26 protein-coding genes and 4 tRNA genes are annotated in these 26,750 nt (G+C 68.2%); 9 read left to right on the plus strand and 21 right to left on the minus strand.

Translation table 11 applies throughout. From position 1 onward, the window contains the following. Nucleotides 1–23: 23 nt before the first annotated feature. From GLO27_RS10265 to serS, 4 genes are all read right to left on the minus strand, one after another. Nucleotides 24–1,277: an LCP family protein gene (locus tag GLO27_RS10265; protein ID WP_021198186.1), complete on the minus strand. Its 1,254-nt coding sequence runs from the start codon at nucleotides 1,275–1,277 to the stop codon at nucleotides 24–26. A 50-nt stretch (nucleotides 1,278–1,327) separates the two neighbouring features. Next, nucleotides 1,328–1,412, minus strand: a tRNA-Ser gene (locus GLO27_RS10270). Between the two features lie 42 nt (nucleotides 1,413–1,454). Then, nucleotides 1,455–2,276 (minus strand): HAD family hydrolase, encoded by an 822-nt coding sequence (locus GLO27_RS10275; RefSeq protein ID WP_021198187.1) that lies wholly within the window; start codon nucleotides 2,274–2,276, stop codon nucleotides 1,455–1,457. After that, a complete protein-coding gene (gene serS / locus GLO27_RS10280) occupies nucleotides 2,273–3,589 on the minus strand; it encodes a serine--tRNA ligase (protein ID WP_167254688.1) in 1,317 nt (438 codons plus the stop codon). The genes GLO27_RS10275 and serS overlap by 4 nt, the downstream gene beginning before the upstream one ends. 105 nt (nucleotides 3,590–3,694) lie before the next feature. Between serS and GLO27_RS10285 the strand changes: the two genes are divergently transcribed. Further along, nucleotides 3,695–4,693 carry a diacylglycerol kinase family protein gene (locus tag GLO27_RS10285; RefSeq protein WP_136025284.1) on the plus strand — a complete coding sequence of 333 codons (999 nt, stop codon included), beginning with the start codon at nucleotides 3,695–3,697 and terminating at the stop codon, nucleotides 4,691–4,693. 19 nt (nucleotides 4,694–4,712) lie between these two features. Here GLO27_RS10285 and GLO27_RS10290 read toward each other — a convergent pair whose 3' ends face one another. From GLO27_RS10290 to GLO27_RS10300, 3 genes are all read right to left on the minus strand, one after another. Next, on the minus strand, nucleotides 4,713–5,438 hold the full coding sequence (locus tag GLO27_RS10290) for a hypothetical protein (RefSeq protein WP_021198190.1): 726 nt from the start codon (nucleotides 5,436–5,438) through the stop codon (nucleotides 4,713–4,715). Between the two features lie 47 nt (nucleotides 5,439–5,485). Then, complete coding sequence (gene cls, locus GLO27_RS10295) at nucleotides 5,486–6,946, minus strand: cardiolipin synthase (protein WP_021198191.1); 1,461 nt, start codon at nucleotides 6,944–6,946, stop codon at nucleotides 5,486–5,488. An 86-nt stretch (nucleotides 6,947–7,032) separates the two neighbouring features. Continuing rightward, entirely contained in the window at nucleotides 7,033–7,206 is a 174-nt protein-coding gene (locus GLO27_RS10300; RefSeq protein WP_021198192.1) for a hypothetical protein, read from the minus strand. Nucleotides 7,207–7,318: 112 nt separating this feature from the next. On the opposite strand from GLO27_RS10300, the gene GLO27_RS10305 reads away from it, so the two are divergent. Next, the gene (locus GLO27_RS10305; RefSeq protein WP_021198193.1) at nucleotides 7,319–8,437 is read left to right on the plus strand and encodes a DUF4192 family protein; all 1,119 of its coding nucleotides are present in this window, start codon (nucleotides 7,319–7,321) and stop codon (nucleotides 8,435–8,437) included. 15 nt (nucleotides 8,438–8,452) lie between these two features. Here GLO27_RS10305 and lysS read toward each other — a convergent pair whose 3' ends face one another. Further along, nucleotides 8,453–9,985, minus strand: coding sequence for a lysine--tRNA ligase (lysS, locus tag GLO27_RS10310; RefSeq protein ID WP_029259669.1), 1,533 nt, complete (start codon nucleotides 9,983–9,985; stop codon nucleotides 8,453–8,455). A gap of 80 nt (nucleotides 9,986–10,065) precedes the next feature. Between lysS and GLO27_RS10315 the strand changes: the two genes are divergently transcribed. Next, nucleotides 10,066–11,943 (plus strand): DUF2207 domain-containing protein, encoded by a 1,878-nt coding sequence (locus GLO27_RS10315; RefSeq protein WP_167254690.1) that lies wholly within the window; start codon nucleotides 10,066–10,068, stop codon nucleotides 11,941–11,943. Between the two features lie 42 nt (nucleotides 11,944–11,985). Here the strand turns inward: GLO27_RS10315 and GLO27_RS10320 are convergent, their stop codons facing one another. The 10 genes from GLO27_RS10320 to hpt all read right to left on the minus strand — a co-directional run bounded on the left by GLO27_RS10320 (nucleotide 11,986) and on the right by hpt (nucleotide 20,655). After that, complete coding sequence (locus tag GLO27_RS10320) at nucleotides 11,986–12,678, minus strand: DUF2520 domain-containing protein (RefSeq protein ID WP_167254691.1); 693 nt, start codon at nucleotides 12,676–12,678, stop codon at nucleotides 11,986–11,988. Then, nucleotides 12,668–14,614: a PH domain-containing protein gene (locus tag GLO27_RS10325; RefSeq protein ID WP_167254692.1), complete on the minus strand. Its 1,947-nt coding sequence runs from the start codon at nucleotides 14,612–14,614 to the stop codon at nucleotides 12,668–12,670. The genes GLO27_RS10320 and GLO27_RS10325 overlap by 11 nt, the downstream gene beginning before the upstream one ends. A 20-nt stretch (nucleotides 14,615–14,634) precedes the next feature. Beyond that, complete coding sequence (locus GLO27_RS10330; RefSeq protein ID WP_021198198.1) at nucleotides 14,635–15,216, minus strand: PH domain-containing protein; 582 nt, start codon at nucleotides 15,214–15,216, stop codon at nucleotides 14,635–14,637. After that, entirely contained in the window at nucleotides 15,167–15,649 is a 483-nt protein-coding gene (locus GLO27_RS10335) for a DUF3180 domain-containing protein (RefSeq protein WP_021198199.1), read from the minus strand. Before GLO27_RS10335 ends, GLO27_RS10330 begins: the two co-directional genes overlap by 50 nt. Beyond that, nucleotides 15,646–16,185: a 2-amino-4-hydroxy-6-hydroxymethyldihydropteridine diphosphokinase gene (folK, locus tag GLO27_RS10340; protein ID WP_167254693.1), complete on the minus strand. Its 540-nt coding sequence runs from the start codon at nucleotides 16,183–16,185 to the stop codon at nucleotides 15,646–15,648. Before folK ends, GLO27_RS10335 begins: the two co-directional genes overlap by 4 nt. Beyond that, the gene (gene folB, locus GLO27_RS10345) at nucleotides 16,182–16,577 is read right to left on the minus strand and encodes a dihydroneopterin aldolase (protein ID WP_021198201.1); all 396 of its coding nucleotides are present in this window, start codon (nucleotides 16,575–16,577) and stop codon (nucleotides 16,182–16,184) included. Before folB ends, folK begins: the two co-directional genes overlap by 4 nt. Before the next feature lie 33 nt (nucleotides 16,578–16,610). Next, nucleotides 16,611–17,420 carry a dihydropteroate synthase gene (gene folP / locus GLO27_RS10350; RefSeq protein ID WP_167254694.1) on the minus strand — a complete coding sequence of 270 codons (810 nt, stop codon included), beginning with the start codon at nucleotides 17,418–17,420 and terminating at the stop codon, nucleotides 16,611–16,613. After that, nucleotides 17,420–18,028: a GTP cyclohydrolase I gene (gene folE, locus GLO27_RS10355; RefSeq protein ID WP_167254695.1), complete on the minus strand. Its 609-nt coding sequence runs from the start codon at nucleotides 18,026–18,028 to the stop codon at nucleotides 17,420–17,422. The genes folP and folE overlap by 1 nt, the downstream gene beginning before the upstream one ends. Before the next feature lies 1 nt (nucleotide 18,029). Continuing rightward, entirely contained in the window at nucleotides 18,030–20,030 is a 2,001-nt protein-coding gene (gene ftsH, locus GLO27_RS10360) for an ATP-dependent zinc metalloprotease FtsH (protein WP_021198721.1), read from the minus strand. Nucleotides 20,031–20,103: 73 nt separating this feature from the next. Further along, entirely contained in the window at nucleotides 20,104–20,655 is a 552-nt protein-coding gene (gene hpt, locus GLO27_RS10365) for a hypoxanthine phosphoribosyltransferase (protein ID WP_021198722.1), read from the minus strand. Between the two features lie 131 nt (nucleotides 20,656–20,786). Between hpt and GLO27_RS20045 the strand changes: the two genes are divergently transcribed. Continuing rightward, a complete protein-coding gene (locus GLO27_RS20045) occupies nucleotides 20,787–21,386 on the plus strand; it encodes a DUF937 domain-containing protein (protein WP_021198723.1) in 600 nt (199 codons plus the stop codon). A gap of 63 nt (nucleotides 21,387–21,449) precedes the next feature. Here the strand turns inward: GLO27_RS20045 and tilS are convergent, their stop codons facing one another. Then, complete coding sequence (tilS, locus tag GLO27_RS10375) at nucleotides 21,450–22,442, minus strand: tRNA lysidine(34) synthetase TilS (protein ID WP_167254696.1); 993 nt, start codon at nucleotides 22,440–22,442, stop codon at nucleotides 21,450–21,452. Nucleotides 22,443–22,531: 89 nt separating this feature from the next. Here tilS and GLO27_RS10380 point away from each other — a divergent pair, with 89 nt between their 5' ends. Further along, a complete protein-coding gene (locus GLO27_RS10380) occupies nucleotides 22,532–23,197 on the plus strand; it encodes a TMEM175 family protein (protein WP_021198725.1) in 666 nt (221 codons plus the stop codon). A 98-nt stretch (nucleotides 23,198–23,295) separates the two neighbouring features. Then, complete coding sequence (locus GLO27_RS10385) at nucleotides 23,296–23,787, plus strand: inorganic diphosphatase (protein WP_021198726.1); 492 nt, start codon at nucleotides 23,296–23,298, stop codon at nucleotides 23,785–23,787. Nucleotides 23,788–23,863: 76 nt separating this feature from the next. Here GLO27_RS10385 and GLO27_RS10390 read toward each other — a convergent pair whose 3' ends face one another. After that, nucleotides 23,864–25,231 (minus strand): M23 family metallopeptidase, encoded by a 1,368-nt coding sequence (locus GLO27_RS10390; RefSeq protein ID WP_021198727.1) that lies wholly within the window; start codon nucleotides 25,229–25,231, stop codon nucleotides 23,864–23,866. A gap of 210 nt (nucleotides 25,232–25,441) precedes the next feature. Between GLO27_RS10390 and GLO27_RS10395 the strand changes: the two genes are divergently transcribed. From GLO27_RS10395 to GLO27_RS10405, 3 genes are all read left to right on the plus strand, one after another. Next, nucleotides 25,442–25,514, plus strand: a tRNA-Glu gene (locus tag GLO27_RS10395). A 29-nt stretch (nucleotides 25,515–25,543) separates the two neighbouring features. Then, nucleotides 25,544–25,617: transfer RNA gene (locus tag GLO27_RS10400), tRNA-Asp, on the plus strand. A 69-nt stretch (nucleotides 25,618–25,686) separates the two neighbouring features. Next, nucleotides 25,687–25,759 (plus strand) — tRNA-Phe (locus GLO27_RS10405). A gap of 136 nt (nucleotides 25,760–25,895) precedes the next feature. Here GLO27_RS10405 and GLO27_RS10410 read toward each other — a convergent pair. Further along, nucleotides 25,896–26,741 (minus strand): hypothetical protein, encoded by an 846-nt coding sequence (locus GLO27_RS10410; protein WP_021198728.1) that lies wholly within the window; start codon nucleotides 26,739–26,741, stop codon nucleotides 25,896–25,898. Nucleotides 26,742–26,750 lie beyond the last annotated feature (9 nt).

A 26,750-nucleotide genomic window follows, 5' to 3' on the forward strand; every position in this document is an offset into this window, starting at 1 on the left:
GTTTGCGCGTTCTCGCGAAGGACTCAGCGGACGTTGCCGTTGGAGCAGGTCTGCTGCGCCGCGGAGTTGCCCTTGATCGAATCGGGCAGCGCCACGACGTTGTCAGGCGTCGCTGCCGGGTCGGGAGTCGCTGCCGGATCCGTTGCCGGCTGCTCGACTGGCGCCGTCGGCTCCTGCACGACCACGCCGTCGTTCTTGTTGTTCTCGTGCGTGATCTGCAGCTGTGCATTCGCATCGAGTGCGTCCCAGAGCGCCGAGGCGGCGGTGTAGTTGGGAACGACCTTGTTGGGGTTGGCCGAGTCCGTCCCGTTCGGGTACTGCACGAAGACGATGTCCTCGAACGGCACCGACTTGACCGCGAGGGCGATCTGCACGAGCGTCATCGGGTTCGTGAGCGACTCACTCGGCTCCAGATTCTGGATCGCGGTGTTCGCGAGCTTCAGCATCACGGGGACGTTGCCGAGCACTTCCCCGCTGATCATCTTGCGTGCCAGGCTCGACATGTACTGCTGCTGGTTGCCGATGCGGCCCAGGTCGCTGCCGTCACCGACACCGTGACGCGTGCGCAGGAACTGCAGCGCCTGCAGACCCTCGACCGTGTGGGTTCCCGCAGCCATGTCCAGTCCGGTGTAGCGGTCCTTGATCGGGTTGGCGAGGCAGACGTCGACGCCGCCGATCGCATTGGTGATCTCGATCACGCCGCCGAAGGTGACGCCGGCCGCGAACTGGATCTCCTGATCGGTGAGCTCGGAGATCGTCTTCACGACGCAGTTCAGGCCGCCGTCGGTGTAGGCGGTGTTGAGCGGCTGCTTGCTCATCGCGGAGGTGGCGTTGCCGTTCTTGTCGGTGCACGAGGGGATCGGCACCATCAGGTCACGAGGGAAACTGACGACCGTGATGCGTCGCGGTTCCTGCGAGACGTGGACGAGCAGGTTCACGTCGTTGAGCGTTCCCTCGGCGTCCGAGCCGGAGCAACGAGCACCGAAGAGGTCCTTGTACTTCTCCTCACAGGTGTCGACGCCTGTGAGGACCATGTTGAAGCCGCCCTCGTACTCGCCGATGTCCGGCGGGATGGGGTCCTGACCCTCGATCTCGACCGCGTTCGCCGAGACCGTGCTCGTGAGATCGTAGAAGACGTAGGCACCGACCCCGAGTCCGCTCACCAGCACCACCGCGAGACCGATCGCGATGAACTTCAACAGCTGGCCGACGGTGCCAGGAGTGCCCAGCTGACCATGGCGCGCGATCGTGTGACGGCGTCGGGTGTTCTGGCTCACTCGGGTCCTTTCGGATCAAGCGCCGGTGCGGGGGGCACCGTGCTCACATGCGGAGGGTGTGGGATTCGAACCCACGAGACATCTCTGCCCACTGGTTTTCAAGACCAGCTCCATCGGCCGCTCGGACAACCCTCCCGACAGATGCTTCTGTCGACCAGGCGTGAGTCTAGCCGAGTTCTATTCTCCTGCGCTGACCTGGGCGGGGGCTGGAAGCGTGTCGAGAGCCCGCGCGAGGCCGCCGTCGACGACATCTGCGGTGACCTCGCCCGCCGCTTCCTTCACCACGTCGGGGGCCTGCCCCATCGCCACCGCTCGTCCGCCGAGCGAGCGGGCCCAGCCGAACATCCCGATGTCGTTGCGTCCGTCGCCGGCGACGAAGATGCGGCCCTCGTCGAGCCCGAGTTCCGTGCGCACCTGTTCCAACGCCGTGCCCTTGTCGACACCCTGCGGTGCGATGTCGAGCCACGCGGTCCACCCGATCGCGTAGGACACCTCGTTGAGACCGGCATCCGCCACCAGACGGTGGAAGTCCTCTTCGTCGTGACCGGGAGAGACGACGACGATACGCGAGACGGGGAGCTCCCCGAGCTCGTCGAAGTCGACCTGCCGGCCGCCGTCGAGAGTCCAGTCGTCGAGCTGCTCGGTGAACAGTCGCTGGCCCGAGGCGAGTTCGACCATGTATCGGGCATCGGGAAGACGCTCGCGCAGCAGACCGAGGACAGGGGTCGGATCGAAGGTCTCGACGTTCCAGCGCTCCCAGTCGTCGCCGGAGCGCCGCATCGTCACCGCGCCGTTGGAGCACACCACGTAGTCGGCGGTCAGGCCGAGCTCCTCGACATAGCGTCGCGTGGCCATCCAACTGCGCCCTGTGGCGATGGTGACGACGTTCCCGCCGTCGCGCACCCTGGCGATGGCTTCCGGAACGCCGGGGCTCATCGTCTCGTCCTGCAGCAGGATCGTCCCGTCGACGTCGAGGCCGACCAGCCAGGGTCCTGTCATCGGGCGGCCCGCCCGGCCGCGAGGGGCTCGATCACTTCGAGGCCGCCGAGATACGGCCGCAGAACCTCCGGCACGCGCACCGAGCCGTCGGCCTGCTGGTGCGTCTCGAGCAGGGCGACGATCCAGCGGGTGGTGGCGAGAGTGCCGTTCAGGGTGGCCACGTGCTGCGTCTTAGCCGTGCCCTGGCCCGCGGGATCGGCCGCGTCGACGGCCGGGCGGTGACGCACGTCGAGCCGTCGCGCCTGATAGGTCGTGCAGTTCGAGGTCGAGGTGAGTTCACGGAACGCGCCCTGCGTGGGGACCCACGCCTCGATGTCGTACTTGCGTGCCGCGCTCGATCCGAGGTCTCCGGCCGCGACGTCGATCACGCGATAGGCGAGGCCGAGCGAGGTCAGCATCTCCTCCTGCAGCGCGACGAGGCGCAGGTGCTCGGCTTCCGCCTCTTCCGCGGTCGTGTAGACGAACATCTCGAGCTTGTTGAACTGGTGCACGCGGATGATGCCGCGGGTGTCCTTGCCATGCGATCCGGCCTCTCGCCGGTAGCAGGTCGACCAGCCGGCATAACGGAGGGCACCATCGGACAGGTCGACGATCTCGTCTTTGTGGTAGCCGGCGAGGGCCACCTCGCTGGTGCCCACCAGGTACAGGTCGTCATCCTTGTCGAGGTGGTAGACCTCGTCGGCGTGCTCGCCGAGGAACCCGGTGCCCTGCATGATCTCCGGACGAACGAGCGTCGGGGTGATCAGCGGCACGAATCCGTTCTGCAGCGCTTTGTCGAGCGCCAGGTTCATCAACGCGATCTCGAGGCGCGCGCCGATGCCGCGCAGGAAGTAGAAACGGGCGCCCGATACCTTGGCGCCGCGTTCCATATCGATCGCACCGAGGAGTTCACCGAGCTCGAGGTGGTCCTTCGGCTCGAAATCGAAAGCCGGCACGTCGCCGACACGACGCAGCTCGACGAAGTCCGCCTCGCCGCCGGCGGGGACGCCGTCGATGACGACGTTCTCGATGCGGGCGAGAGCGGCGGCTGCCGCCTCTGCCGCCTCGTTCGCGGCGTGCTGGGCCTGCTTGACCCGCTCGGCGAGATCCTTCGCCTGCGCCACGAGGGCGGCCTTCTCGTCCTTGGGAGCCTTCGCCACCTGCTTGCCGAACGCGTTCTGCTCGGCACGCAGCTCTTCGAACGCGGACAGCGCGGACCTGCGCGATCGATCGGCCTCGAGAGCGACGTCGACGGTGCTCTGGTCGTTTCCACGAGCAGTCTGCGAACGGCGGACGATCTCCGGGTTTTCGCGGAGGAGTGCGAGGTCGATCATCCACCAAGTCTACGGTGAACGCCCGGGCGCGCCGGATGCGCGGACCGCCAGGAGTCACCTGCTCCGGATCGACGGGGCGGGTCTTTCCCGGTTTAGAGTAGCGCCATGACATCCAGCGCACCCGTCCAGCGACAGGCGGCGCTCGTCTACAACCCCATCAAGGTCGACGGCAAGCATCTCCGCGCCACAGTGCGCGACCTCTCGCGCGAAGCAGGATGGGCGCATCCGGCGTTCTATCCCACGACGATCGAGGATGCCGGGCAGCTCGCCACTGCGCAGGCTCTGGAGCGCGGAGTGGACGTCGTGCTGGTCGCCGGCGGCGATGGCACGGTGCGGGCGGTGTCCGAGGCGATCGCGAACAGCGGGGTGCCGTTGGCGATCCTGCCCAGCGGCACCGGAAACCTGCTGGCCCGCAATCTCGGCCTCCCCCTCGGTGACCCGACCGAGATGATCCGCGCCGCGCTCGGCGACTTCCGGCATCCGATCGACATCGGCTGGGCCCGCCTCACACGAGAAGACGGCGAGGAGGCCCAACACGCCTTCGTGGTGCTGGCGGGCATGGGGCTCGACGCCGACATGATCGCGAACACCCGATCCGACCTGAAGAAGTCCGTGGGATGGATCGCGTACGTCGACGGTGCCGCCCGCTCACTGCCGCGCGCGAAGCCGTTCCGGGCCGTCTACCAGGTCGATGACGGACGCCTGCACTCGCACCGCGCGTACAGCCTGCTCTTCGCGAACTGCGGCACTCTCCCCGCCGGCATCTCCCTGATCCCCGACGCATCGATCACCGACGCCGCCCTGGACGTCGCCGTCATCCAGCCGACCGGCATGTTCGGCTGGTTCGGGGTCTGGCGGAAGATCTGGTGGGACAACTCCGTGCTCCGCCGCTTCCGCGCCGGACGCCGGGTACTCGAGCACCGCGGTAAGAACGCCTCGGTGCACTACTTCCACGGTGCCGCCGCCGAAGCCGCAGCACCCGAGCCCATCCCGATCGAACTCGACGGCGACGAGTTCGGTGAAGCGGTGCGCATCACCTGCTGGGCTGATCCTGGGGCTCTGCTCCTGGCACTGCCGTCAGGCCACCCGGTGCACATCCTCTGAGAGCCGCGGCCCCTGACGCTCAGCGGACCTCGACCGTGCCGTCGAGCCCGCCGCCGACGAGGGTCAGAGTGAAGGCCGCCTCGTCGTCGACCGTGTCATCGCCGAAGGAGAGGATGGTCGCACGCGGTCCCATGTCCATCGTGCACACCTGGTTCGCGTCAGTCACGAACGTCGCGGTCCCGGCGTTCCCCGAGCCCTCCAGTGTGTCGACGACCGGCGGGCAGGACGAGGATCCCCAGGTCAGCAGAACGAGGCCGCCGTCGTCGAACCAGCCGGCCGATGGCAGATACTCGGTGGGCGTCCCGGGCGTACCCGTCGCCGCCGGATCGCCGTCGAGGTCCACATCGTCGGTGATGTCACCGTAGGTGACGTTCATGGTGATGTCGGCCTTCGGGTCCACGCCTTCCGGCAGCGTGCCCAGGCTCGCGCGCGGCGCGAGATCCTTCGTGCAGGGCTTCGAAGCCTCGCCCTCCGCGTCGACGAGGGTGACGGTCACGGTCTGTCCTTCCGCGGTGACCTGGTCGACCTGCGGCACGCAGGTGGAGGAGCCCACCGTGATGACGGCGAACATGCGTCCTTCGTCGAGCAGTGCACCCTCGACGTCGTTCTGATCGTCGATGCCGGCGCTCGGGGCTGGAGAGCTGGTCGGCGTCTGCGCGCCCGGACCGGCAGTGCACCCTGCGATGAGGAGCGCAGCGGCGACGACGCCCATGACGGAAACGAGAGGACGAAGTGCGGAGGTCATGGTCACAGGGTAGCCCTCACGAAGTTCGTGCGGATAGCCTGCGTCGCCTACTGCAGCGCGGAGGTGAGGCGGGCGAGGTTGTCGAGCACCGTCGAACGAAGCGGCTGCTGCATCCACTCCTCCAGCGTCAGCTCTCGGCTGAGCGAGCGGTACTTGTCTTCGACCTCGCGCATCTCGGCGACGAACTCCTCGCCTCGCACCAGCATCGAGACCTCGAGGTTCAGACCGAAGGAGCGCATGTCCATGTTGCTCGATCCGATCACGGCGACCTCATCGTCGATGGTCAGCGTCTTGGTGTGCAGGATGTACGGCTTGCGATACATCCAGATGCGGACTCCGGCCTTGAGCAGCACCTCGTAGTAGCTGCGCTGGGCGTGGTACACCATCGCTTGGTCGCCCTCTTCCGACACGAACAGCTCGACATGCACGCCGCGGTCCACGGCCGCGGTGACCGCGAGCAGCAGCGCCTCGTCCGGGACGAAGTAGGGGCTGACGATCATGATCTTCTTCTTCGCCGCATAGAGCAGGCTGAGGAAGAGCCGGAGGTTGTTCTCGACCTCGAAACCGGGACCGGACGGGACGACCTGGCAGTCGAGGTCACCGGAGCCGATGTTCGCGTGAGCGATGTCGATGCCCTCGAGGACGGTGTCGGTCTCGCTGTACCAGTCCGCGACGAAGATCGCGTTCACGCTCAGCACGACCGGGCCGTCCAGACGCACCATCAGGTCGACCCAGTGCAGACCGCGCTTGATGTTCTTCGGCAGGTTGTAGGTCGAATCGGTGATGTTCTGCGATCCGAGGAACGCGATGTTGCCGTCGACGACGAGGAGCTTGCGGTGGTTGCGCAGATCGGGGCGCTGCATCTTGCCCTTGAGCGGCTGCACCGGGAGCATCAGATGCCAGTCGGCGCCCATCGCATTGAGGCGCGCGATGGTCTGCTTGTAGCGGGGCTTGCCGCGGTTGGCCCAGTGGTCCAGGAGCACGCGGACCTCGACACCACGGGCGCAGACCTCTTCCAGCGCCCGGAAGAAGTTGTCGGTCGACGTGTCGGACTGCAGGATGTAGAACTCGACGTGCACATACTCCTGCGCCGTGCGGATCGCCTGCGCCATCTCATCGAGGGACTCCTGGTAGTCCGAGATGAGGTGGGCGCCGTTGTCGCCCGAGAGCGGGAGGGCGCCGAGCTTCTGATTCATCTGCACGATCGGCCCGAACCACGCGGGTGCGTTCGGGCGGAGCGTGCCGAAATGCAGGTGCTCGCTGGTCTCGGCGATGTACTCGTTGATCTGATCCTGTTTGCGCCGACGCGCGCGGGGAAGGCGCGGGTTGCCGATCACGAGGAACAGGAAGACACCGACGAACGGTATGAAGAACACGGCCAGCAGCCATGCCATCGCCGCCGTGGGACGCCTGTTGCGGGGGATGACGATGATGGCCGTGACACGGATGATGATGTCGAGCACCACGAGGAAGGCGGCGATCCACCATCCCCAGGTCTCCGCAGTCATCGTGCCCCCTCGCCACCGCAGTGACCATCACAGCCGAGGCGCACCCGAACAGGTGCGCTGGCTTCACAGTAGCCGATGGGTCGGACTCAGGCGCGCGGCGGGAGGCCTCGCGCGGCGCGCTCCTCAGCCTCGATCTGCGCGTGCACCTTGCGCTCGGTCCGGTCGAAGCGGAGAATGCCGCGGACCACGAGGAAGAACACGATGCTCACTCCGACGGTCGGCAGAAGCGACCATGCCGCGGCGAGCCAGAAGTTGTCCATCACCCCATGGTACGCGAGCCACTGTTCGTGCACATTTCGGCGTTCACAGGAACTCCGTCCACAGGGTCCTCTTTCGCGCTCGGCGGGCTTCGCCCTCGACGACACTCTCGGGATGACAACAGTTCTCCGAGCCTCCGATTCCGCCGCTTTCCTCGGCATCGTCCCGTCCCTCGCGGGCTTCACGCCCCGTCGGAGCATCGTGCTCCTCCCTTTCCGAGGCAGCCGCACCGACGGAGCCATGCGTCTCGATCTCCCGCAGGAGAAGGCTGACCTCGAGGTCTATGCCGACGCCGCCGTCGGCCTCGTCGCCCGCGTCACAGCGACGGATGCCGTCGCGGTCGTCGTCTACACCGATGAGGAGTCGCACCCGACGCGAGACGGTCTCGTCCTCCCCCACGCGGTCGCCGTCGACGAGCTGTTGGGGTGCGCAGAGGAGGCGGGCCTCCGCATCGTCGACGCTCTCTGCGTGACCCCCTCCGGGTGGTCGAGCTACCTCGACGAGGAGCCCGAGCTGGGGCCGTTGGCGCAGATCCGCACTCCCGCCGATCTACCGCTGTCGACCGACGTGTCCGGAGACCAGAGCGTCGGGGCGGATCTCCCGCACGTCGACCTCGCCGAGAAGGAACGTGTGGGGACCGCGTCGCTCGAGCTCGCGGCGTTCCTCGATCGGAAGGGTCGAGGTCGACTGACGAGTCGGGATGATCCGCGGCTCATCGCCGCGCTCGTCCTGCTCGACGATGTTCCGGCCTTCTACGAGTCGGTGCTGGCGGCACCCGACGCTCTGCCCCCGTTCGCGACGGCCACGCTGCTGTGGTGCCTCGAGCAGCCCCTTTTGCGGGACGTCGCCATCGCTCAGTGGGCGACCGACCTGGCAGGCGGCGTGCGCACCCTCGCTGCACAGACCGCGTTCGAGGCATCCGGGGTGATGATCCCCGACGAGGTGGGTGAGGTGTTCCTCGGGCGCGGCCCCACTCCCGACACCGACCGCCTCCGACGCGCCCTCACCGCCGCACGCGAAGCGGCGGCACGGGCTCCGAGGCTCTCGCGATCCGCACCCCTCACCGTGGCGGCGTGGTTGTCATGGGCTCTGGGACGCGCCAGCCACGCAGGCCGATACCTCGAGATGGTGCGAGAGATCGACCCGCACTATTCACTGGCCGCGCTCCTGGAGACCATGATCGGCGGAGCGATACTCCCGGAGTGGGCGTTCCGTCGCCACTCGGCGCAGTGACCGTCGGTGATCGTGTTACTTGACCAGGGGGAACAGGATGGTCTCACGAATGCCCAGGCCGGTGATCGCCATCAGCAGGCGGTCGATCCCCATGCCCATTCCTCCGGACGGCGGCATTCCGTGCTCGAGGGCCCGCAGGAACTCTTCGTCGACCGGCATCGCCTCGACGTCACCGCGTGCGGCGAGTTTGGCCTGTTCCACGAAGCGCTCGCGTTGGATCACGGGGTCGACCAGTTCGGAGTACCCGGTCGCCAGCTCGAAGCCACGGATGTACAGATCCCACTTCTCCACGACACCCGCGATCGAGCGGTGTTCACGGACCAGGGGCGACGTGTCGACGGGGAAATCCATCACGAACGTGGGGCGGACGAGGTCGCCCTTCACGAAATGCTCCCACAGCTCCTCGACGAGCTTGCCGTGAGTGGCCTGCGGAGGCAGATCGACGTCGTTGGCCTCGGCGAACGCGATCAGGTCTTCGACCGAGTCCTGCGGAGTGGTGGTGCGCCCGGATGCGGCCGACAGCGACTCGTACATCGAGATGCGGTCCCACTCGCCGCCGAGCTCATACTCGGTACCGTCGGCCCAGGTCACGGTCGTGGAGCCGGCGACCGCGATCGCCGCGTTCTGCACGAGCTCCTGTGTGAGGGCGGCCATCTGGTTGTAGTCGCCGTACGCCTGGTAGGCCTCGAGCATCGCGAACTCGGGGCTGTGTGTAGAGTCGGCTCCCTCGTTGCGGAAGTTCCGGTTGATCTCGTAGACGCGCTCGATCCCGCCGACGACAGCGCGCTTGAGGTACAGCTCGGGTGCGATGCGCAGGTACAGCTCGGTGTCGAACGCGTTCGAGTGCGTGATGAACGGGCGGGCAGAGGCCCCGCCGTGCTGCACCTGCAGCATCGGGGTCTCCACCTCGAGGTAGTCATGGCTGGTGAACGTCGAACGCAGGCTCGCATTCACGGCGGCGCGCGCGCGGACCGTCGTGCGCGCCTGCTCGCGCACGATCAGGTCGAGGTAGCGGCTGCGTACGCGGCCCTCCTCGCTGAGTTCGGAGTAGGCATTGGGGAGCGGCAGGATCGCCTTCGCCGCGATCGTCCAGTCGTCCGCCATGATCGACAGCTCGCCGCGGCGACTGGAGATGACTTCACCGTGCACGAAGACGTGGTCCCCCAGGTCGACGTACTCCTTCCAGTCGGCCAGCGACTCCTCGCCGACGTTCGCCAGGGAGATCATGGCCTGGATGCGCGAGCCGTCACCCGCCTGCAAAGTGGCGAAGCAGAGCTTGCCGGTGTTGCGACTGAACACCACACGACCCGCGACTCCGACGATGACACCGGTTTCGGCGCCGGCCTCGAGCTCGCCGTACTCGGCGCGCAGCGCGGGAATCGTGTGCGTGACGGGAACGGCGACCGGGAACGCCCCGCCGCCCGCATCCGCCCGCTTCTCGATCAGGCGCTCGCGCTTGGCGAGGCGCACGGCCTTCTGCTCGTGGACGTCCTCTTCGAGGGAAGGGTCGGTCGAGGCCGATTCGGGCGCGGCGGACGCGTCAGTCATGTGGGGGGCTCCTTGGAAGTCCCTCCCAGTTTACCGAGGCGGCATCCCGCTGCTTGGCGCACGCTGGGTAGCCTCGAAGAATGGCCCACACACGGATCCTCCGCGCGTTCGCTGCCCTCTCCCTCGCGATGGTGGCGGTCCTCGCCCCTGCCGCCGCGCAGGCCGCGTCCGACGGGCCCGCGTCGCACCTGGCTGCGCCCCGGCCCGCGGACGTCCCCACCGATGTCGACGATTTCTCTTACAGCTCGTGGGATGCCGTCTACGAGATCGGTCTCGACGACGAGGGCCGCGCCCGCATGCGCGTGACGGAGACCCTCGTGGCCCGCTTCCCCGACGTCGACCAGAATCGCGGCATCGTCCGCGGACTCGCGACTTCATACGAAGGGGCGAGCATCGAGACGACGATCCTGTCCGTGACCGACGGCAACGGGGCGGACGTGCCCTACGAGACGGACGAGGAGGACGGGCTCCTCTACGTGCTGACGGGTAACGACGACGACTTCGTGCGGGGCCTCACCACCTACGTCATCGAGTACGAGATGCGCGACGTGATCCTCGCGACCGATCGGTCCGAGGGTTCGTCCGCTCCCCCGGCAGACGAGTTCTACTGGGACCTGCTCCCCCTCGACAGCACGCAGCCCATCGACCGGTTCCGCGCCGAGATCGTGTTCGATCCTGCGATGAGCAACGCACTCGACGGTGCCACCCGCTGCTACTCCGGCCCTTCCGGCTCGAAGGAGGAGTGCGAGCTGGAGGGTCCGACCACCGACGGCCGCAGCGCGACCTTCCGTGTCGAATCGGGGCCTCGTCCCGCCGGTGACGGGGTGACGGTGGCCATCGGTTTCGAACCGGGCACCGCCACGCAGCCGCTCGCCCGCACACCGGATCCGGTCGCCGACGTCGCACCGATCGCCGCCGCGGTCGGCGCTCTCGGACTCGCCGCCGGCAGCTGGGTGGCGGTGTCGGCCTTCGCGCGCAGACGGCGAGCCGCTACCGGCATCGTGGTCGCCCAGTACGACGTGCCGGACTCGCTGCCCCCGCTGCTCGCCGCTGCCGTCGTTCCCGGGGCCGAAGACGTGATCCCGTCCGAGATCGTGCACCTCGCCGTCCGCGGCATGCTGCGCATCGAAGAGGGGACGGAGGAAGACCAGCCTCGCGTTCGTCGTCTCGGCGAGGCACACAGCCCCGACCAGCTCGACGTCGACGCCCTCGAAGCGCTCTTCCTCGATGCGGACGCCGACGGGGTGGTCGATCTCCCCGCCGCCGACGAAGCCTTCGCCGCTCGGATGACGGCACTCCAGCACCGAGGCACGACCGAGGCGCAGAGCCGCGGACTCACCGAGAAGGCACGCAGTCGAAGTGCTGTGATCCTGCAGTGGTGTGCGATCGGCCTCGCCGTCGTCGGCTTGGCGTTCGGGATCTGGAGCGCCGCCAGCGGACGCCTGTCCGCGATCCCTGCACTCGTCGTGATCTCCATCGGGGCTTTCCTCGTGCTGCTCTCCAGCGTCTATCCGTTCTCGAAGCACACGGTGCTCACCGTCGAAGGCGCACGCACCTACGAGTATCTGCAGGGAGTGAAGGAGTTCATCCGGGTCGCCGACGCCGATCGCCTGCGCATGCTCCAGTCGTACACCGGAGCCGAACGTCGCGCCGACGGCACCGCCGACGTCATCCACGTGTACGAACGGCTTCTCCCCTACGCGATCCTGTTCGGGATGGAACGCGAGTGGGGTGATGTGCTCGAGAAGGCCTACGCGAATGCGGAGCGCGGCGCATCCTGGATCGGCGACCCGGCATCGTTCGCACTCCGGACGCAGCTCGCCTCGTTCGTGGCATCGTCGCACTCCGCCGCGACGTACTCGGCCCCCTCGGCGGGCTCTTCGTCGAGTGCCGGAGGGTCATTCGGCGGCGGGTTCTCCGGGGGCGGCGGAGGCGGCGGCTTCTCCGGCGGACGGTGAGTCCCACTGGCGCCCGCATCCGGGGTACCGCCGCGAAACGGTTCAGATCAGCGGCGGAGCGTCCGAGGCTTCGCGCAGTGCCCTCTCGACGGTCGACTGCACGAGGGCCGAGAGGTAGCCGCCGGGGTTCTCCACGCCGATCTCCCGCAGTCGCGCGGTCGACTGTCCGATGATCGACCGCGAGAACTCGGTGGCTGTGGCGATGGCATCGGCGTAGGCGGGACGATCCGCCTCCGCGATCACGACGGGCTCGCACCCCATCTCCACGGCGAGGGCCTGGGCGATCGGCAGCACGGCGACCGGAGCGGTCACCGCGGCGAACCCGGCATGCAGCTGCCGAAGGTCGATCGACGTCCCTGTGAAGGTGATCGCGGGATGCACGGCGAGGGGGATCGCCCCGCGTTCGGCTGCCGGGCGCAGCACGTCGATGCCGTAGCCGGGGTCGGTGTGCAGCACGAGCTGGCCGATCTGCCAGCCGCCCACCTCGGCGATGCCCGCGACGAGCGACGGCAGCTGCTCGCTGGGTACCGCGATGATCACGAGCTCGGCGCGACGCACGACCTCCAGGGCATCGAGAACCGGCACGTCCGGCAGCACGGCCGAGGCGCGTTCGTCGTCGGATCCGCTGGTGATCCCGATCACGGCATGTCCTGCACCGCCGAGCGCCGCCCCGACGACCGGCCCTACGCGCCCTGCCCCGATGATGCCGACGCCGAGGCGTCCGTCACGCGCCATCGTCGCGCCTCGTCCGCCGGAGCAGCGGGGGTGCGGGAGGAGCTGCCGGCGGAGCAGCCGGGAAGTTCGGAGGCACCTGCGGACCCTCCGGAGCGTTCTCCGCGGGAGCTGCCGGTACACCCGAAGGCGGTCCCACCGGAGATGCCGGCGGAAGCACCGGAAGCACCGGAGGCGCCGGCGTGTCGACCGGCGGTGCAGGCGGGGCGGGCGGCCCTGCCTGTCCGGGGACGGGGAAGACCGGCGGCGGGCCGGTGTACGCCGGCGGGGCCGGGGGCGCTGCGACGGGAATCTCCGCCGCGTGCGCACTCCAGCGGTGGGTGGTGTCGCGAGACGCCGCCTCCGCTGCCGCACGGCTGACCTCGTCGACCAGAGCCAGCGCATCGGCACGTTCGAGACCCGAGAGGTACCCGGTGATCGGCCCGGGGACCGTGTGCACCTGTGCGCCGGAAACCCGCTGGTGCCGGTCGATCGGCCCCTGGCTGAGCGAGACCCCCTGCAGACGTGCCAGCGGGAACACGGCGAGCTTGCGCCAGACGTTTCCGCGGCGCAGCAGCAGACCGAAGTCGGCGACGAGGTAGCCGTGTCGCTTCCAGGAGAACGGACGCCGCCACGCTGCACGCCGTGGCATCGTCCGATACGCGTCGCCATCGGCGGGACCCACGACGCCCTGATCCCAGAGGAACGGGATGCTCTCCCCAGGAACGTCGGGGAGCACCAGCGCGAGCACGCGTTCGACATCGGCGCGTTTGCCGACGGGCAGCACCACGTTGAACTGCTGTCCGCTTCCCGACGACTGCTGGGCTGCGCTCTTGCCGCTCATACGGTTGATCTTGATCGTCCACCACCCGAACGGGCGCCACAGCAGCGACTGCGACACCTCCACCGCGAAGATGCGTCCCGGCGGGAGCGTCTCGGTCACGGTCGTGAGAAGACCGTAGGTGATGCGCACGCCGTCAGGAGTCGGAGCGATCGAGTAGCGCAGCGACTTCGAGATCTGCGCCCAGGTGATACCGACCACGGCGATGACCATGGGGACGCCCATGCCGAGACCCAGCCCGAGGAGGACGAAACCTCCATCCGAGTTGCCATCGGCCAGCATCCCGATCAACGCGCTGCCGATCGCGATCGCGAAGATCGCTCCGAAGAAGACGAACCACAGCAGCCCGGAGATCAGCTGCGAGCCCACAAGCCGGCCGGTCGGGATCTTCACGACGCTCTCGGGGACGACATCGGCGAGGTCGACGCCGGAGATGAGGCCGTTGACACCCGCGTTCATCGAACCGACCAGCTGCGCCCGGGCGGATGTCGGACCGGGCGCGGCCGACGTTGCCGCCGGGTTCAGCGCGGCGTCGCGCGCCGCACGAGCACCCGATGCCAGACGCAGGATGTCGGCACGCACCGACTCTGCGCGGGGCGTCGCGAGGTATTCGAGCTCGACGTTCGCGTCGTTGCCGGCTCCGACCACCTCGAGCTTCGCGAGACCGATGATGCGGGCGGGGAACGGGCGTGTCAGGTTCACGCCCTGCACGCGGTCGAGAGGTGCGCGGCGGTGCGAGCGGAAGATGATTCCCTTGCGGACCTCGACGTGATCGCCGGTGATCCGGAACTGCTGGAAGCGCCAGACGAACCAGAAGATCAGCACCAGCACGACCACGAGCCCGAGCACGCTGAGGAGCGCGACCAGGATCAGGTTGTTCGAGAGCACCCAATCGACAGGATCGGCACCGGCGTAGTCGCCGTAGTGCGCTTCTTCGGGCGTGAAGATGCCCACGGCCCAGGTGATCAGGCGATCCCGCATGTTCGCGATGACGATACCCGCGATGATGATCAGCGCGAGCCCGCCCTTGAAGAGCGGGGTGAGGGGGTGCATGCGGTGCCACTCACCGTTCGCGAGCGTCGTGGAACCCTCCTCGACGGGCAGGGGCGCGCTCGGCATGAAAGGGGGCTGCTGCTCGCTCACAGGCCGGTCCGACGGGTCTCGGCGACCTGGATGAGGGTGTCGCGCAGCGCCTCGGCCGCCCCCTGCGTCAGACCGGGGATCTGCACGCCGGTCGTCGCGGCGGCCGTGACCATCTTGAGTTGGGCGATGCCGAACGCGCGGTCGAGCGGCCCCTGCGTGATGTCGACCAGCTGCATGCGACCGTAGGGGACGGCGATCATGCGCTGCCACAGGATGCCCTTGCGGAAGACGATGTCGTCGGCGCGGAGCATGTAGCCGATCGCCTTCGCCTGGCGCGGGAGGATGATGAGGGCGAACACGGTGATGAGCAGGATGATCCCGGCGGGGATCCACACCCACTGCTGATTCAGCACGACGTTCAGCACGACGGCGGCGATCGCGACGATCGCGATGAAGATCACGTTCTGCACGATCTGCGACACGACATAGCGCGGCGAGATCTGGTGCCACGTGCCGTCGAGTTCGAGGCGGGCCTCGTTGCGTGCCGTGCGCAGCTGGGTGTACGTCCCCCTGTCGAGGGCGTCGAGGTCAGTGCCCTCCGCCGGGTTCAGGGGCGCGGTCTCTGGGTTCTGAGTCATCAGGATCCTTCGGCAGGGTGCAGAACTGCTCGGCGACGAGCGCGGCGATCACGAGGACGATCGCGCTTCCGATCAGGGCCAGCATGGCCACAGTCGACCCTACCTGCGGAATGACGGGACGTGACAGGAGGAACACGAGCAGCCCGGCTCCGAACCCCGCCATGATGGCGCCGAGCAGACTCGAGGCCCGCGCGAGTGTCGCCGCTCTGAGTGCGCGGAAGGGATCGATGCGGATGCCCGACCGCACGCTGCGCCGCACCGGCCAGGCGACCCCGAGGGAGGCTGCGCCGATCAGCAGGAGGAGCACCGGAAGCAGGAGCGAGGGGGTGAACGTGACACGTCCCGATGCCGTCAACAGGTGATCGAGCAGGAACCCGCCTCCGCCGGCGAGCAGCGCGAGGACGACGAGCACGCCCGCAGAGGTGCGTCTCATCCCTCGCTCCGGGCCCGCAGTTCCGCCACGAGGTCGGCGACTCTGCCCCGGCGGAGCAGCACCGCGTCCTGGTCGACATCCAGCCACGGTTCGAGCACGAAGAGGCGTTCGGCAGCGCGCGGATGCGGCAGCTGCAGACGCGGTTCGTCGGAGATGACGTCGCCGTACGCGATCAGGTCGAGGTCGAGCGTGCGGTCGCCCCAGCGCTCCCGTCGCTCTCGGCCGTTCTCGTCCTCGATGGCGTGCAGCATCCCGAGAAGGATCTCGGGAGCGAGGCGCGTGGTCACCAGAGCCACGGCGTTGACGTAGCCGGGTGCCTCGGGATCGGGCCCGTCGAGCCGGAGGGCGACGGTCTCGAACAACCGGGAGAGGCGCACCTCGCTGACCAGCGGGAGCCGCGCGATCCTCTCGGCGGCCGCCCTGATCGTGTCGTGACGGTCGCCGAGGTTCGCGCCGAGGGCGACGACCGCGGTGGTCTCCGGACGTCCGGGACGAGGCGCGGGCATGTCGGGCGGGTTCGCGAGGTTGCGGCTCATACGGTCGTGTCCTCCAGCGCGTCAGGCGTTCGGCGGCGATGCACGGTGACCGCCACATCGGTGAAGTCCAGCGCGATCGGCGCGTGCGGCTTGTGCACGGTCACGACGACGTCCTGCACCCGACGGTCTTCGAGACCGACGGCGGCGATCCTCTCGGCGAGCGTCTCGATCAGGTTCACCGGTTCCCCGGCCACGACCGCGGCCACCTTCTCGGCGAGCTCTCCGTAGTGCACGGTGTCCCTCACGTCGTCGGAGACGGCAGCCTGCGCGAGCGACAACCGCAGACGAAGATCGATCGTGAACTCCTGCCCGTCGCGGCGTTCGTGTTCGAAGACACCATGACGACCGAAGACGGTCAGACCGGTGAGGACGATCTCGTCGAGGGACTCCATGCTTCTAGCGTACGGGGCCACCCCGATGCGCCCTCAGCCTTCCCAGGCGTGCGCGATCGCGAGGGCGTCGCGCGTGCTCGCCACATCATGCACACGCACGGCCCAGACTCCGGCCCTGACCGCGAGAGCACTGGTCACAGCGGTAGCGAGGTCGCGTCGAGACTCCGACACGTCACCGTCGCTCTCGGCTTCCCGGCGCAGTGCTTCGGCGAGGAACCGCTTGCGCGATGTGCCGATGAGCACGCGCGGCCCGAGGGCGACGATCTCGTCGAGCCCCCGCAGCACCTCCCAGTTCTGCGCGCCCGCCTTGGCGAACCCGATACCCGGGTCGACGATCAGGCGCGATGGGGCGATTCCGGAGGCCGCCGCCTCGCCGATGCGCTCCTGCAGCTCCCCCGCGACCTCGCGGGCGACGCGACGGTACTCGGCGTTCGCGTACATGTCGGCGGAGAAGCCACGCCAATGACCGATCGCGAAATCGGCCCCGGACTCCACGACGGCCGCGCGCATCTCGGGATCGGCGAGCCCTCCGGAGACGTCGTTCACGATCCTGGCGCCCGCCCGCACGGCCGCAGCCGCCGTCGATGCGCTGAGCGTGTCGATGCTCACGGGAACACCCGCGGCAGCGAGCTGTTCGATCACGGGGATGACGCGCTGCTGTTCGGCCTCGTCGCCGACGCGGTCGGCGCCCGGCCTGGTCGATTCTCCGCCCACATCGAGCACAGCCGCACCCTCGGCTCGCAGTCGCAGTCCGTGGGCGACCGCGCGATCGACGTCGAGATAGCGTCCGCCATCGCTGAACGAATCGGGCGTCACGTTGACGATGCCCCAGATCCCGGTCATCAGCGCGCCGCACCCCCGAGAGGCACCGACGCGCCGATCAGGGTGATGAGCTCCGCTCGGGCGACGGCGTCCGTGTACTCTCCGCGCGCCGCGATAGTGAGCGTCGATGCCTCGGTCTGCCGCCCGCCGCGCATCGTGACGCACCCGTGTGCCGCATCGAGCACGACCAGCACCCCGCGGGTGTCGAGGTGCTCTGCGATCGTGTCGGCGATCTGCTCCCCGAGGCGCTCCTGCACTTGAGGACGTGCCGCGAGGATCTCGACGACGCGCACCAGCGCTCCGAGCCCCACGACCTGCTCCCCGGGGAGGTAGGCGATATGCGCATGACCGGCGAAGGGCAGCAGATGGTGCTCGCAGACGGAGCGGAAGCGGATGTCGCGCAGCAGCACGGCTCCGGAGGGCAGGGTATCCGGTGCGGGGCCGCGGGAGACGCTGATGGTGCGCGCGAGCGGCTCGGCCGGGTCTTCGCCGACGCCCGAGAAGAACTCGGAGTACAGCTCGCCCATCCGCATCGGGGTCTGTTTCAGCCCTGGCCGGTCCGGGTCCTCGCCGATCGCTTCGAGCAGCTCCCTCGTGAGCCGCTCGACGCGCTGCCTGTCGACGGTCACGTCACGCCGTCGCGGGCCGCGGGTGCCCGGCTCCCGCCGAACCCTGCTGCGTGCGCGGCGTTCCGGCCGGAGCCTCCACGGATGCCGCAAGCGAGACGTCCTTCTTCGGCACCTCGATCGGAGGACGCTCGGACACCGGGCGACCTTCGCTCGACAGCCACAGCGGGCGCTCGGGAAGCTTCTTGATCTCGGTGAAGATCTCCGCGATCTGATTGTGGTCGAGGGTCTCCTCCTCGAGCAGCGCCAAAGCGAGCTTGTCGAGGATGTCGCGGTTCTCGCTGATGACCTCGTACGCCTCGTTGTGCGCCTGTTCGATGAGGGCACGCACCTCGGCGTCCACCCGCTCCGCGACCTTCTCCGAATACTCGCGACCGCGTCCCATGTCGCGTGCCACGAACATGTCGCCGCCCTCGGTGCCCAGCTTGACCGGTCCGACCTGCGTGGTCATGCCGTACTCGATGACCATCTTGCGCGCGATCGAGGTCGCCTTCTCGATGTCGTTCGAGGCACCTGTGGTGGGGTCGTGGAACACGATCTCCTCCGCGACGCGGCCCCCCATGGCGTAGGTCAGCTGGTCCTGGAGCTCGTTTCGGGTGACCGAGTACTTGTCGTCCAGCGGCAGCACCATCGTGTAGCCGAGAGCCTTGCCACGGGGCAGGATCGTGATCTTGGTCACGGGGTCGGTGTAGTTCATCGCCGCCGCCGCGAGCGCGTGGCCGCCCTCGTGGTAAGCCGTGATCAGCTTCTCCTTGTCGCGCATCACACGGGTGCGTCGCTGCGGACCCGCGATCACGCGGTCGATGGCCTCGTCGAGAGCACGGTTGTCTACCAGCTGCGCGTTCGAGCGCGCGGTGAGCAGCGCGGCCTCGTTGAGCACGTTGGCGAGATCTGCGCCGGTGAAACCGGGGGTCTTGCGGGCGACGACTTCGAGGTCGACGCTCTTCGCGAGGGGCTTGCCCTTGCTGTGTACCTCGAGGATCTTCTGTCGGCCCTTGAGGTCGGGCGCGTCCACGCCGATCTGACGGTCGAAGCGACCGGGGCGCAGAAGCGCGGGGTCGAGGATGTCGGGACGGTTGGTCGCCGCGATCACGATGACGTTCGCGTTCGGGTCGAAGCCGTCCATCTCGACCAGCATCTGGTTGAGGGTCTGCTCGCGCTCATCGTTGCCGCCGCCCATACCGGCGCCGCGGTGACGGCCGACGGCGTCGATCTCGTCGATGAAGATGATGGCGGGCGCATTCTCCTTGGCCTGGCCGAAGAGGTCGCGCACGCGAGAGGCGCCGACGCCGACGAACATCTCGACGAAGTCGGAACCGGAGATGGAGTAGAACGGGGCGCCTGCCTCGCCGGCGACGGCGCGGGCGAGGAGCGTCTTGCCGGTTCCGGGAGGGCCGTACAGCAGCACGCCCTTCGGGATGCGGGCGCCGATGGCCTGGAACTTCGCGGGGTCCTGGAGGAACTCCTTGATCTCATGGAGTTCTTCGATGGCCTCGTCGGCACCGGCGACATCGGCGAAGGTGACCGTGGGGGTCTCCTTGTTGACGAGCTTGGCCTTGGACTTGCCGAACTGCATGACCTTGCCGCCGCCACCCTGCATGGACGACAGGAGCCACCAGAACAGCAGGCCGAGCAGCACCAGCGGAAGAAGGAGCGAGAGGAAGCCGTCGAACCAGGTCGCACGGGGAACGGCGTCGTTGAAGCCGTCCTTCGGAGCCGCCTCGTTGATCGCGCTGACCACCTCGTCGGCGCGGGCGTCGACGTAGTAGAACTGCACGTCCTCCGAGCCCTTGAAGGGCTTCGAGAGCGTCATGTCCACGCGCTGGTCGCCGTCGGTGTTCACGACCTCGGTGACCGTCGTGCCGGAGAGCAGCTTGAGCCCCTCCTGCGTCGTGATCTGCTTGGGCGCGCCCAGATTCGAGATCAGCAGGAAACCGCCGAACAGGAGCACGCCGATCAGCGCGACGTAGATCAGCGGATTCCGGGTGAGCTTCTTCACATCCATGATCGGATCAGCGTATCGCGCGCGCCCTAGGGGGTCGCTGTGCGTTCACCCACGGCGTAGCGCGTCGCGGTCGTCAGCTGTAGACGTGCGGAGCGAGCACCGCGACGTCGCGCAGGTTGCGGTAGCGCTCGTCGTAGTCGAGGCCGTATCCGACGACGAAATCGGTCGGGATGTCGAACCCGACGTACTTGCAGTCGATGACGACCTTCGCGGCCTCGGGCTTGCGCAGGAGGGCGAGCACCTCGATCGACTCGGCTCCGCGGGATCCGAAGTTCTCCAGCAGCCAGCTGAGGGTCAGGCCCGAATCGATGACGTCCTCGACGATCAGCACGTGCTTGCCGTTCAGGTCGGTGTCGAGGTCCTTGCGGATCTGCACGACACCGCTGGACTTGGTGCTCGCACCGTAGCTCGAGACCGCCATCCAGTCCATCGGTGCGTGGAAGGGCAATGCCCTGGCGAAGTCGGCCATCACCATCACCGCGCCCTTGAGGACGCCGACGAGGACGAGGTCCTTGCCCGCATAATCCTCTGCGACCTGTGCCGCGAGTTCATCGAGCTTGGCGAGGATCTGCTCCTCTGTGACGAGAATGCTGGTGAGGTCGTCCTGGATTTCCGCGGCGCGCATGGATCGATTTTAGGCGACGCGATCGGATGCTCGGTCCCGGTGGGTCGGCCGGGAAGGCATCTCCCCCTCCCGCGCCATCCGCACTACTGTGAGCGGTGATGTGGGCGGACGCCCCGACGGAAGGATTCACCATGGCTCTTGACGACATCCTCAGGCAGGTGCCGATCGACGACATCGCCGAGAAGCTGGGCGTCTCGCGGGACGAGGCCAAGGTCGCTGTCGAGCAGGGCGGTGCGGTGCTGCTCGGCGGGCTCGCGCAGAACGCCAAGACTGACGAGGGCTCCGCCGCGATCCAGAACGCACTGAAGAAGCACGAGGGCAGCGCCGGCGCCGCGAAGGTCGACGACATCGATCAGGCCGACGGCGGCAAGATCGTCGCGCACATCCTCGGTTCGAAGGAGAAGGAGGTCACGAAGGAGCTCACCGAGTCGAAGGCGACCCCCGGCATCGACTTCGGCAAGCTGCTGCCGATCCTCGCTCCCATCGTGATGGGCCTCATCGCGAACGCGAGCAAGGACAAGGCCGCGAAGGCGGATGCCGGCGCGGAGAGCTCTGGAGGCATCGGTGACCTCATCGGAGGCATCCTCGGTGGCGGCGACAAGGGCGGCTCCGCCGGCGGCGGCATCGGTGACGTGATCGGCGGGCTGCTGGGCGGTGGCAGCAACGGCGCATCCGGCGGTGGCATCGACCTCGGAGGGATCCTCGGCGGCCTCTTCGGCGGCAAGAAGTAGAGCTTCCGCGCTGAGCGCGTTCCGTCTCGCGAAGACGCCACAGGCGCCCGAGACGAAACGCGCTCAGCGACCGGATGCCGTGAAGACGATGCGGCCGCCCTGTCGCACGACCGAGCACTCGGGGAGGTCGATCGGTCCCTGGCCGCTCCAGTCGGTCACCAGTCGCGCGACCTCGATGGTCTGCACCCGCGTCAAGCTCACCCCGAACTCGCTGTCGACGACGAGGCGGATGATCCTGTTGCGCAGCGCCGCCGGGTTCGCGGCGAGCGCCGCCACGCTGACCGAGATCCCCGCCTCCGCGTGCTCGACGATGTCCTCGATGGTCTCGTGGATCATCTCGTCGAACGCCTCCGCGTCCTCCCGCAGCTGCTCTGCCGTGCGGGCGAGGGCCTCGGCGATGCCGGGACCGAGCTCGGCCTCGAGCACGGGGAGCACGCGCTCGCGCACCCGGACCCTCGCGTAGCGGCCATCGATGTTGTGCGGGTCATCCCAGGGTTCGAGGGCCGATGCCGCGCAGAATGCCCGCGTCGTCTCCCGGCGCACCCCGAGCAAGGGGCGTACCCACCGCACGCCGTCGTCGTCCTCCCGCACCGGCGCCATCCCCTGCAGGCTCGCGGCGCCGGAGCCGCGGGCGAGTCCGAGGAGCACTGTCTCCGCCTGGTCGTCGAGGGTGTGCCCGAGCAGCACCGCGGCGGCACCGACATCGATGGCCGCATCGCGAAGAACGCCGTAGCGGGCATCACGAGCAGCGGCTTCGGGCCCTCCCTCGCCCGCGACGTCGACGCGCACGAGCAGGGGGTCGAGACCCAGCTCGGCGGCCGTGCGCGCCGCGCCGGAGGCGACCTCCGCGGAGTCGTCCTGCAGGCCGTGATCGACCGTCAACGACGCCGCACGGACACCGAGCTTGGGTGCTTCGAAGGCGGTGGCCGCGGCGAGCGCGAGCGAGTCCGCGCCTCCGGAGAGGGCGACGATGACCGTCGATCCTTCGGGGATTTCGGCGAGCGCGGTACGCACGGCGAGGCGGATCTCGGCGATGGCGGGAGGAAGTGACGGCACCCGTCCACGCTAGGGCACTCCCCTGCTCGGCGCTCCTCCGATCCGCGCGCGCACGGCGGTGCGGCGCTGTGCGGGGCTATCCTGACGCCGTGACCGACAACACGCGTACACGTCCGTTCCGGACCGAGAGGTTCAAGGCATTCGTCGACGCCGTCGTGGCGATCGCCATGACACTGCTCATCCTGCCCCTCATGGAGTCGGTCTCCGAGGCCGCATCCGGCCACACGAGCACGGCCGAGTTCCTGGACGAGCATTCGGGGCAGCTGCTGAGCTTCGGGCTGAGCTTCCTCCTCATCGCCACGTTCTGGATGGGGCACCACCGCCAGTACCGGGACGTGGAGCGGATCACCGGACCACTGCTGTGGATCAACGTGGCGTGGATGGCCACGATCGTCTGGCTGCCGGTCCCCACCGCGATGATCGGCCAGATGGACACCGACGCGCTGCAGGCCGTGGTGTACATCGGCACGCTGATCATGACCCAGGTCACCACCCTCGCCGGCTGGCTCTATCTGGCGCGTCATCCCGAACTCGGCGAGGTGTCGACCGAGACCATCCGGTTGGGGGCGATCGGCGACCTCGCGGCGATCATCCTGTTCGCCGCCGCACTCGTCATCGCGGTCGCCGCCTCGCCGAACGGATACGCCGGTCTCTTCCTGCTGCTCCTGAGCGACCCGATGAGCCGACTGCTGAATCGTCTGTTCCGCAGACGATCGAATGACGACGACGTGCCGACCGTCGACGCCGGGTCCTGAGCACGCCGGGTCCTGAGCACGCCGGCCCCCGGACGCGCGAGCGCCGCGGGTAGGCTAGTCCGCGGCATCCAACCGAACTTTTCCTGAGGAGCACACGCATGGGCGCACACGACGCCGTCATCGAGATTCCGCGCGGCAGCCGCGTGAAGTATGAGGTCGACCACGAGACCGGACGAGTGCACCTCGACCGCGTGCTCTACACGACCTTCGGCTACCCGGCCGACTACGGCTACTTCGACAACACCCTCGGCGAGGACGGCGACCCGCTCGACGTGCTCGTGCTGCTCGACCACGCCATCTACCCCGGTGTCGTCGTCGAGGTCCGTCCCGTGGCCGTGCTGAAGATGAGCGATGAGGCCGGCGGAGACGACAAGCTCGTCGCCGTGCTCTCGAAGGACCCGCGCTGGGCGCACATCCAGGACATCGACGACATCGCCGAGTACACGAAGAAGGAGATCTCGCACTTCTTCGAGCACTATAAGGACCTCGAGCCCAACAAGTGGGTCAAGGTCGACGAGTGGGGCAACGCCGCCGAGGCGCAGCGCATCCTCGACGAGGCCATCGTCCGCTTCGGCGAGCAGGGTCACTGACCCTCCGCCTGCACGAAGAAGACCCCCGGTTCCGCTCAGCGGCCGGGGGTCTTTTTCGTGCAGAGGTGAGAGCTGGTCAGGCGGAGACTCCGCGTGCCCCGAGGAAGGCCACGGGGTTCACGGGGCCACCGTTGACGTAGACCTCGAAGTGCAGGTGGCAACCGAACGAGCGGCCCGTGTTCCCCGCGTAGGCGATGACCTGACCGGAACTGACGCTCTGCCCCCTGCGGACGAGGATGCCGCCGTCACGGATGTGGGCATAACCGGTTCCGACACCGCCGCCGTGCTGGATGCGGATGTAGTTGCCATAGCCGTCGTTGGGGCCCGCGTAGTCGACCGTGCCCGAATTCGCAGCGTAGATGGGCGAGCCGCAGCCGTTGGCGAAGTCGGTGCCGTAGTGGAACGACGAGGAGCAGCCCTGAGAGCCGCACTGCACGGAACGGGGTCCGTATCCCGAACTCTTTCCTCCGCCGTGCGGGCGGCACCAGCCACCGCTGCCCTGGCTTCCGCCACCGCCACCGCCACCACCCGCAGCTGCTGCGGCCGCAGCCGCTGCGCGCTCGGCGGCTTCGCGTTCGCGACGAGCCTTCGCCTCGGCTTCGACACCGGCCTGGTAGCCGGCGACCGTCTGGGTGGTCGCGTCCTTGAGAGCGGCGAGCTGCGCCTGCATCGTGGCGAGGTTGGCCGACTGCTCGTCCAGAGCGGCCTGAGCCGCATCCGCCGCCTGCTGAGCCGCGACCATCTTCTCTTCGGCGACCTTCTGCAACCGGTCGCGCTCGTTCCGCGCGACGACGGCCTGATCGCTGAGGGACTGCGCGGAGTTGCGCGCCGCGACAGCCTTGTCGTAGACCGACTGGTTGTACTCGAGGAGCTTGTCCATCGTGCCCAGGCGCGCGAGCAGCTCATCGGCGTTGCTCGCCGACCCGGCGAAGAACAGCTCCATCGACGTGTCGTCGCCGCCGTTGCGGTAGAGCTGGGCGGCCACCTGGCCCGCCTTGCGCGCCGAGCTGTCGGCGACCCCCGCCTGTTCGTCGGCCTTCGCCTGCATGGAGTCGGCCTCGGTGGCCGCAGCGAAGTAAGCCTGCTGCGCGTCGTAGAACTCCTGGGACGCGACCTTGGCCGCGGCCTGGGTCTCGGCCACCTTCTGCGTGAGCGACTGGATCAGTCCCTCGATGCGCGAGACCTCCGCGGCCTTGGCCGCTTCATTGCTCTTCGCGCGCTGCACGTCGTCCCAGCTCGGGTACGTAGCGGCATAGGCGGCGGAGACGCCGTTGGTGATGCCGAACGCGCTCAGCGCGACGACACCGAGCGCGCCGATGCCGAGGGCTCCACGACGGCTGATGCCGTTCTTGCCGAACGCACGGCGTTCGGTCGGGCTGGGCGCGCAGCCGCAGTCCTCGGACGCCGCAGCAACTGCAGCGTCCAGCGTGATCTTGTCGTTCACACGGCCCCTTCCGCCGGTTTCACAGTTGCCACACTAACAACAACCTTCACATCCGCACCAGGGGGCATGGCGGCGTCTTCGTCCACTCCCGACACGTCGATCGTGCCCCCGGAACACGCCCGGGTTGCGGCGCCGCGCCCTCGATTCGCGATTTGCCCGAAACATCCCTTATGCTTGAGCGTCGGCAAGGAAGTCCCCCGGGACTGACTCGGCCCCATCGTTTAGCGGCCTAGGACGCCGCCCTTTCACGGCGGTAGCACGGGTTCGAATCCCGTTGGGGTCACACCTTCCGATATAATTGAAAACAAGTATGGCCCTGTAGCGCAGTTGGTTAGCGTGCCGCCCTGTCACGGCGGAGGTCGCGGGTTCAAGTCCCGTCAGGGTCGCTCCGTGCGATGAGCTCTTTCTTCGGAGAGGGCTCTTCGTCTAGGACGCGACAGGTTCGCCGGTCGCGCGGCTCTGTAGCTCAGTTGGTAGAGCGTTCGACTGAAAATCGAAAGGTCACCGGATCGATGCCGGTCGGAGCCACACGGCTGATCATTACAATCAGCCCAGAAACCCTCGCCTAGCTTCTACATGGCGGGGGTTTTGCTTTTCCCTGGTGAGAGTCGGACCGAACCGCTCCGGACGGAACTCTCGACGTCCGCACGGTGCACGTCGTCGGCTACAGCGCGTCCTTCGCCTCCCGAGCCAGGTCCAGAGCATCGGTGGCTGCTTCCGCTCGTGTCGCCGCGTCGGCCCGACTCTGTTTCGCTTCCGGAAGGACGCGCTCCACCCGCGCCAGCTCGGCACGAGTCCGCGACATTTGAGCATCGAGCTCCGCAGCGCGCGCGGCGAGCTCGTCGTTCCGGGCCTGCAACTCCTGAAGTGCCTTGTCACGCGTCGTGAGCTCCCTTTCGGCGGATGCCTGCTCCTTCTCCGCCGCGACGACCGCGCGCTCGGCCTCGCGTCGAGCGCGACGGGTCTGCAGCTCATCCGCCGGAGGCGGCTCAGACGCAGACTCGAGCTCGGGCACGTCCCCCGCCACGGCGTCGCGGATGTCGTTCTGCGTCGACGCGGGGGTGAGAGCACGCGACAGTCGGCCTGAGGCGACTGCTGCCGCCGCTGCCGGATTGAAGAACGCAGCGGAGATGGTCTGCTCGACCGCCTGGAGGGTTGAGGGCGTGACCCGCTCCCCATGCGACGCAGCCAACTCCCCCGCGTCCTGAGAGAGCTTCCTCGTCAGCAGACGGCGCTCTCTGCCGAGCGTCGCCAGAGCCGCCACATCGAGATCCTCCTGCGCCTCGCGCAGCTCTCGCGCCAGCTGCAGGGCCATCCGCAGCCGGCCGGACCGCTCCCGCGCGAAGACGTTCACAACCCAGGCCGCGATCGATGGCTTCCGCACGGCGAGGATTCGCGACCCGAGGTCCGGGGCGACCTCCGCAGCGCGGGCGCTGCGCGACGAGACGAAAGCTCCCGGAGGCCCGCAGTACAGCTCCGTCACAATCTCCTCGAATGTGACACCGACCATGCGCCCACG

The organism is Microbacterium sp. Be9, from assembly GCF_011754135.1.
GTDB classification, from domain to species: Bacteria; Actinomycetota; Actinomycetes; order Actinomycetales; family Microbacteriaceae; genus Microbacterium; species Microbacterium maritypicum_A.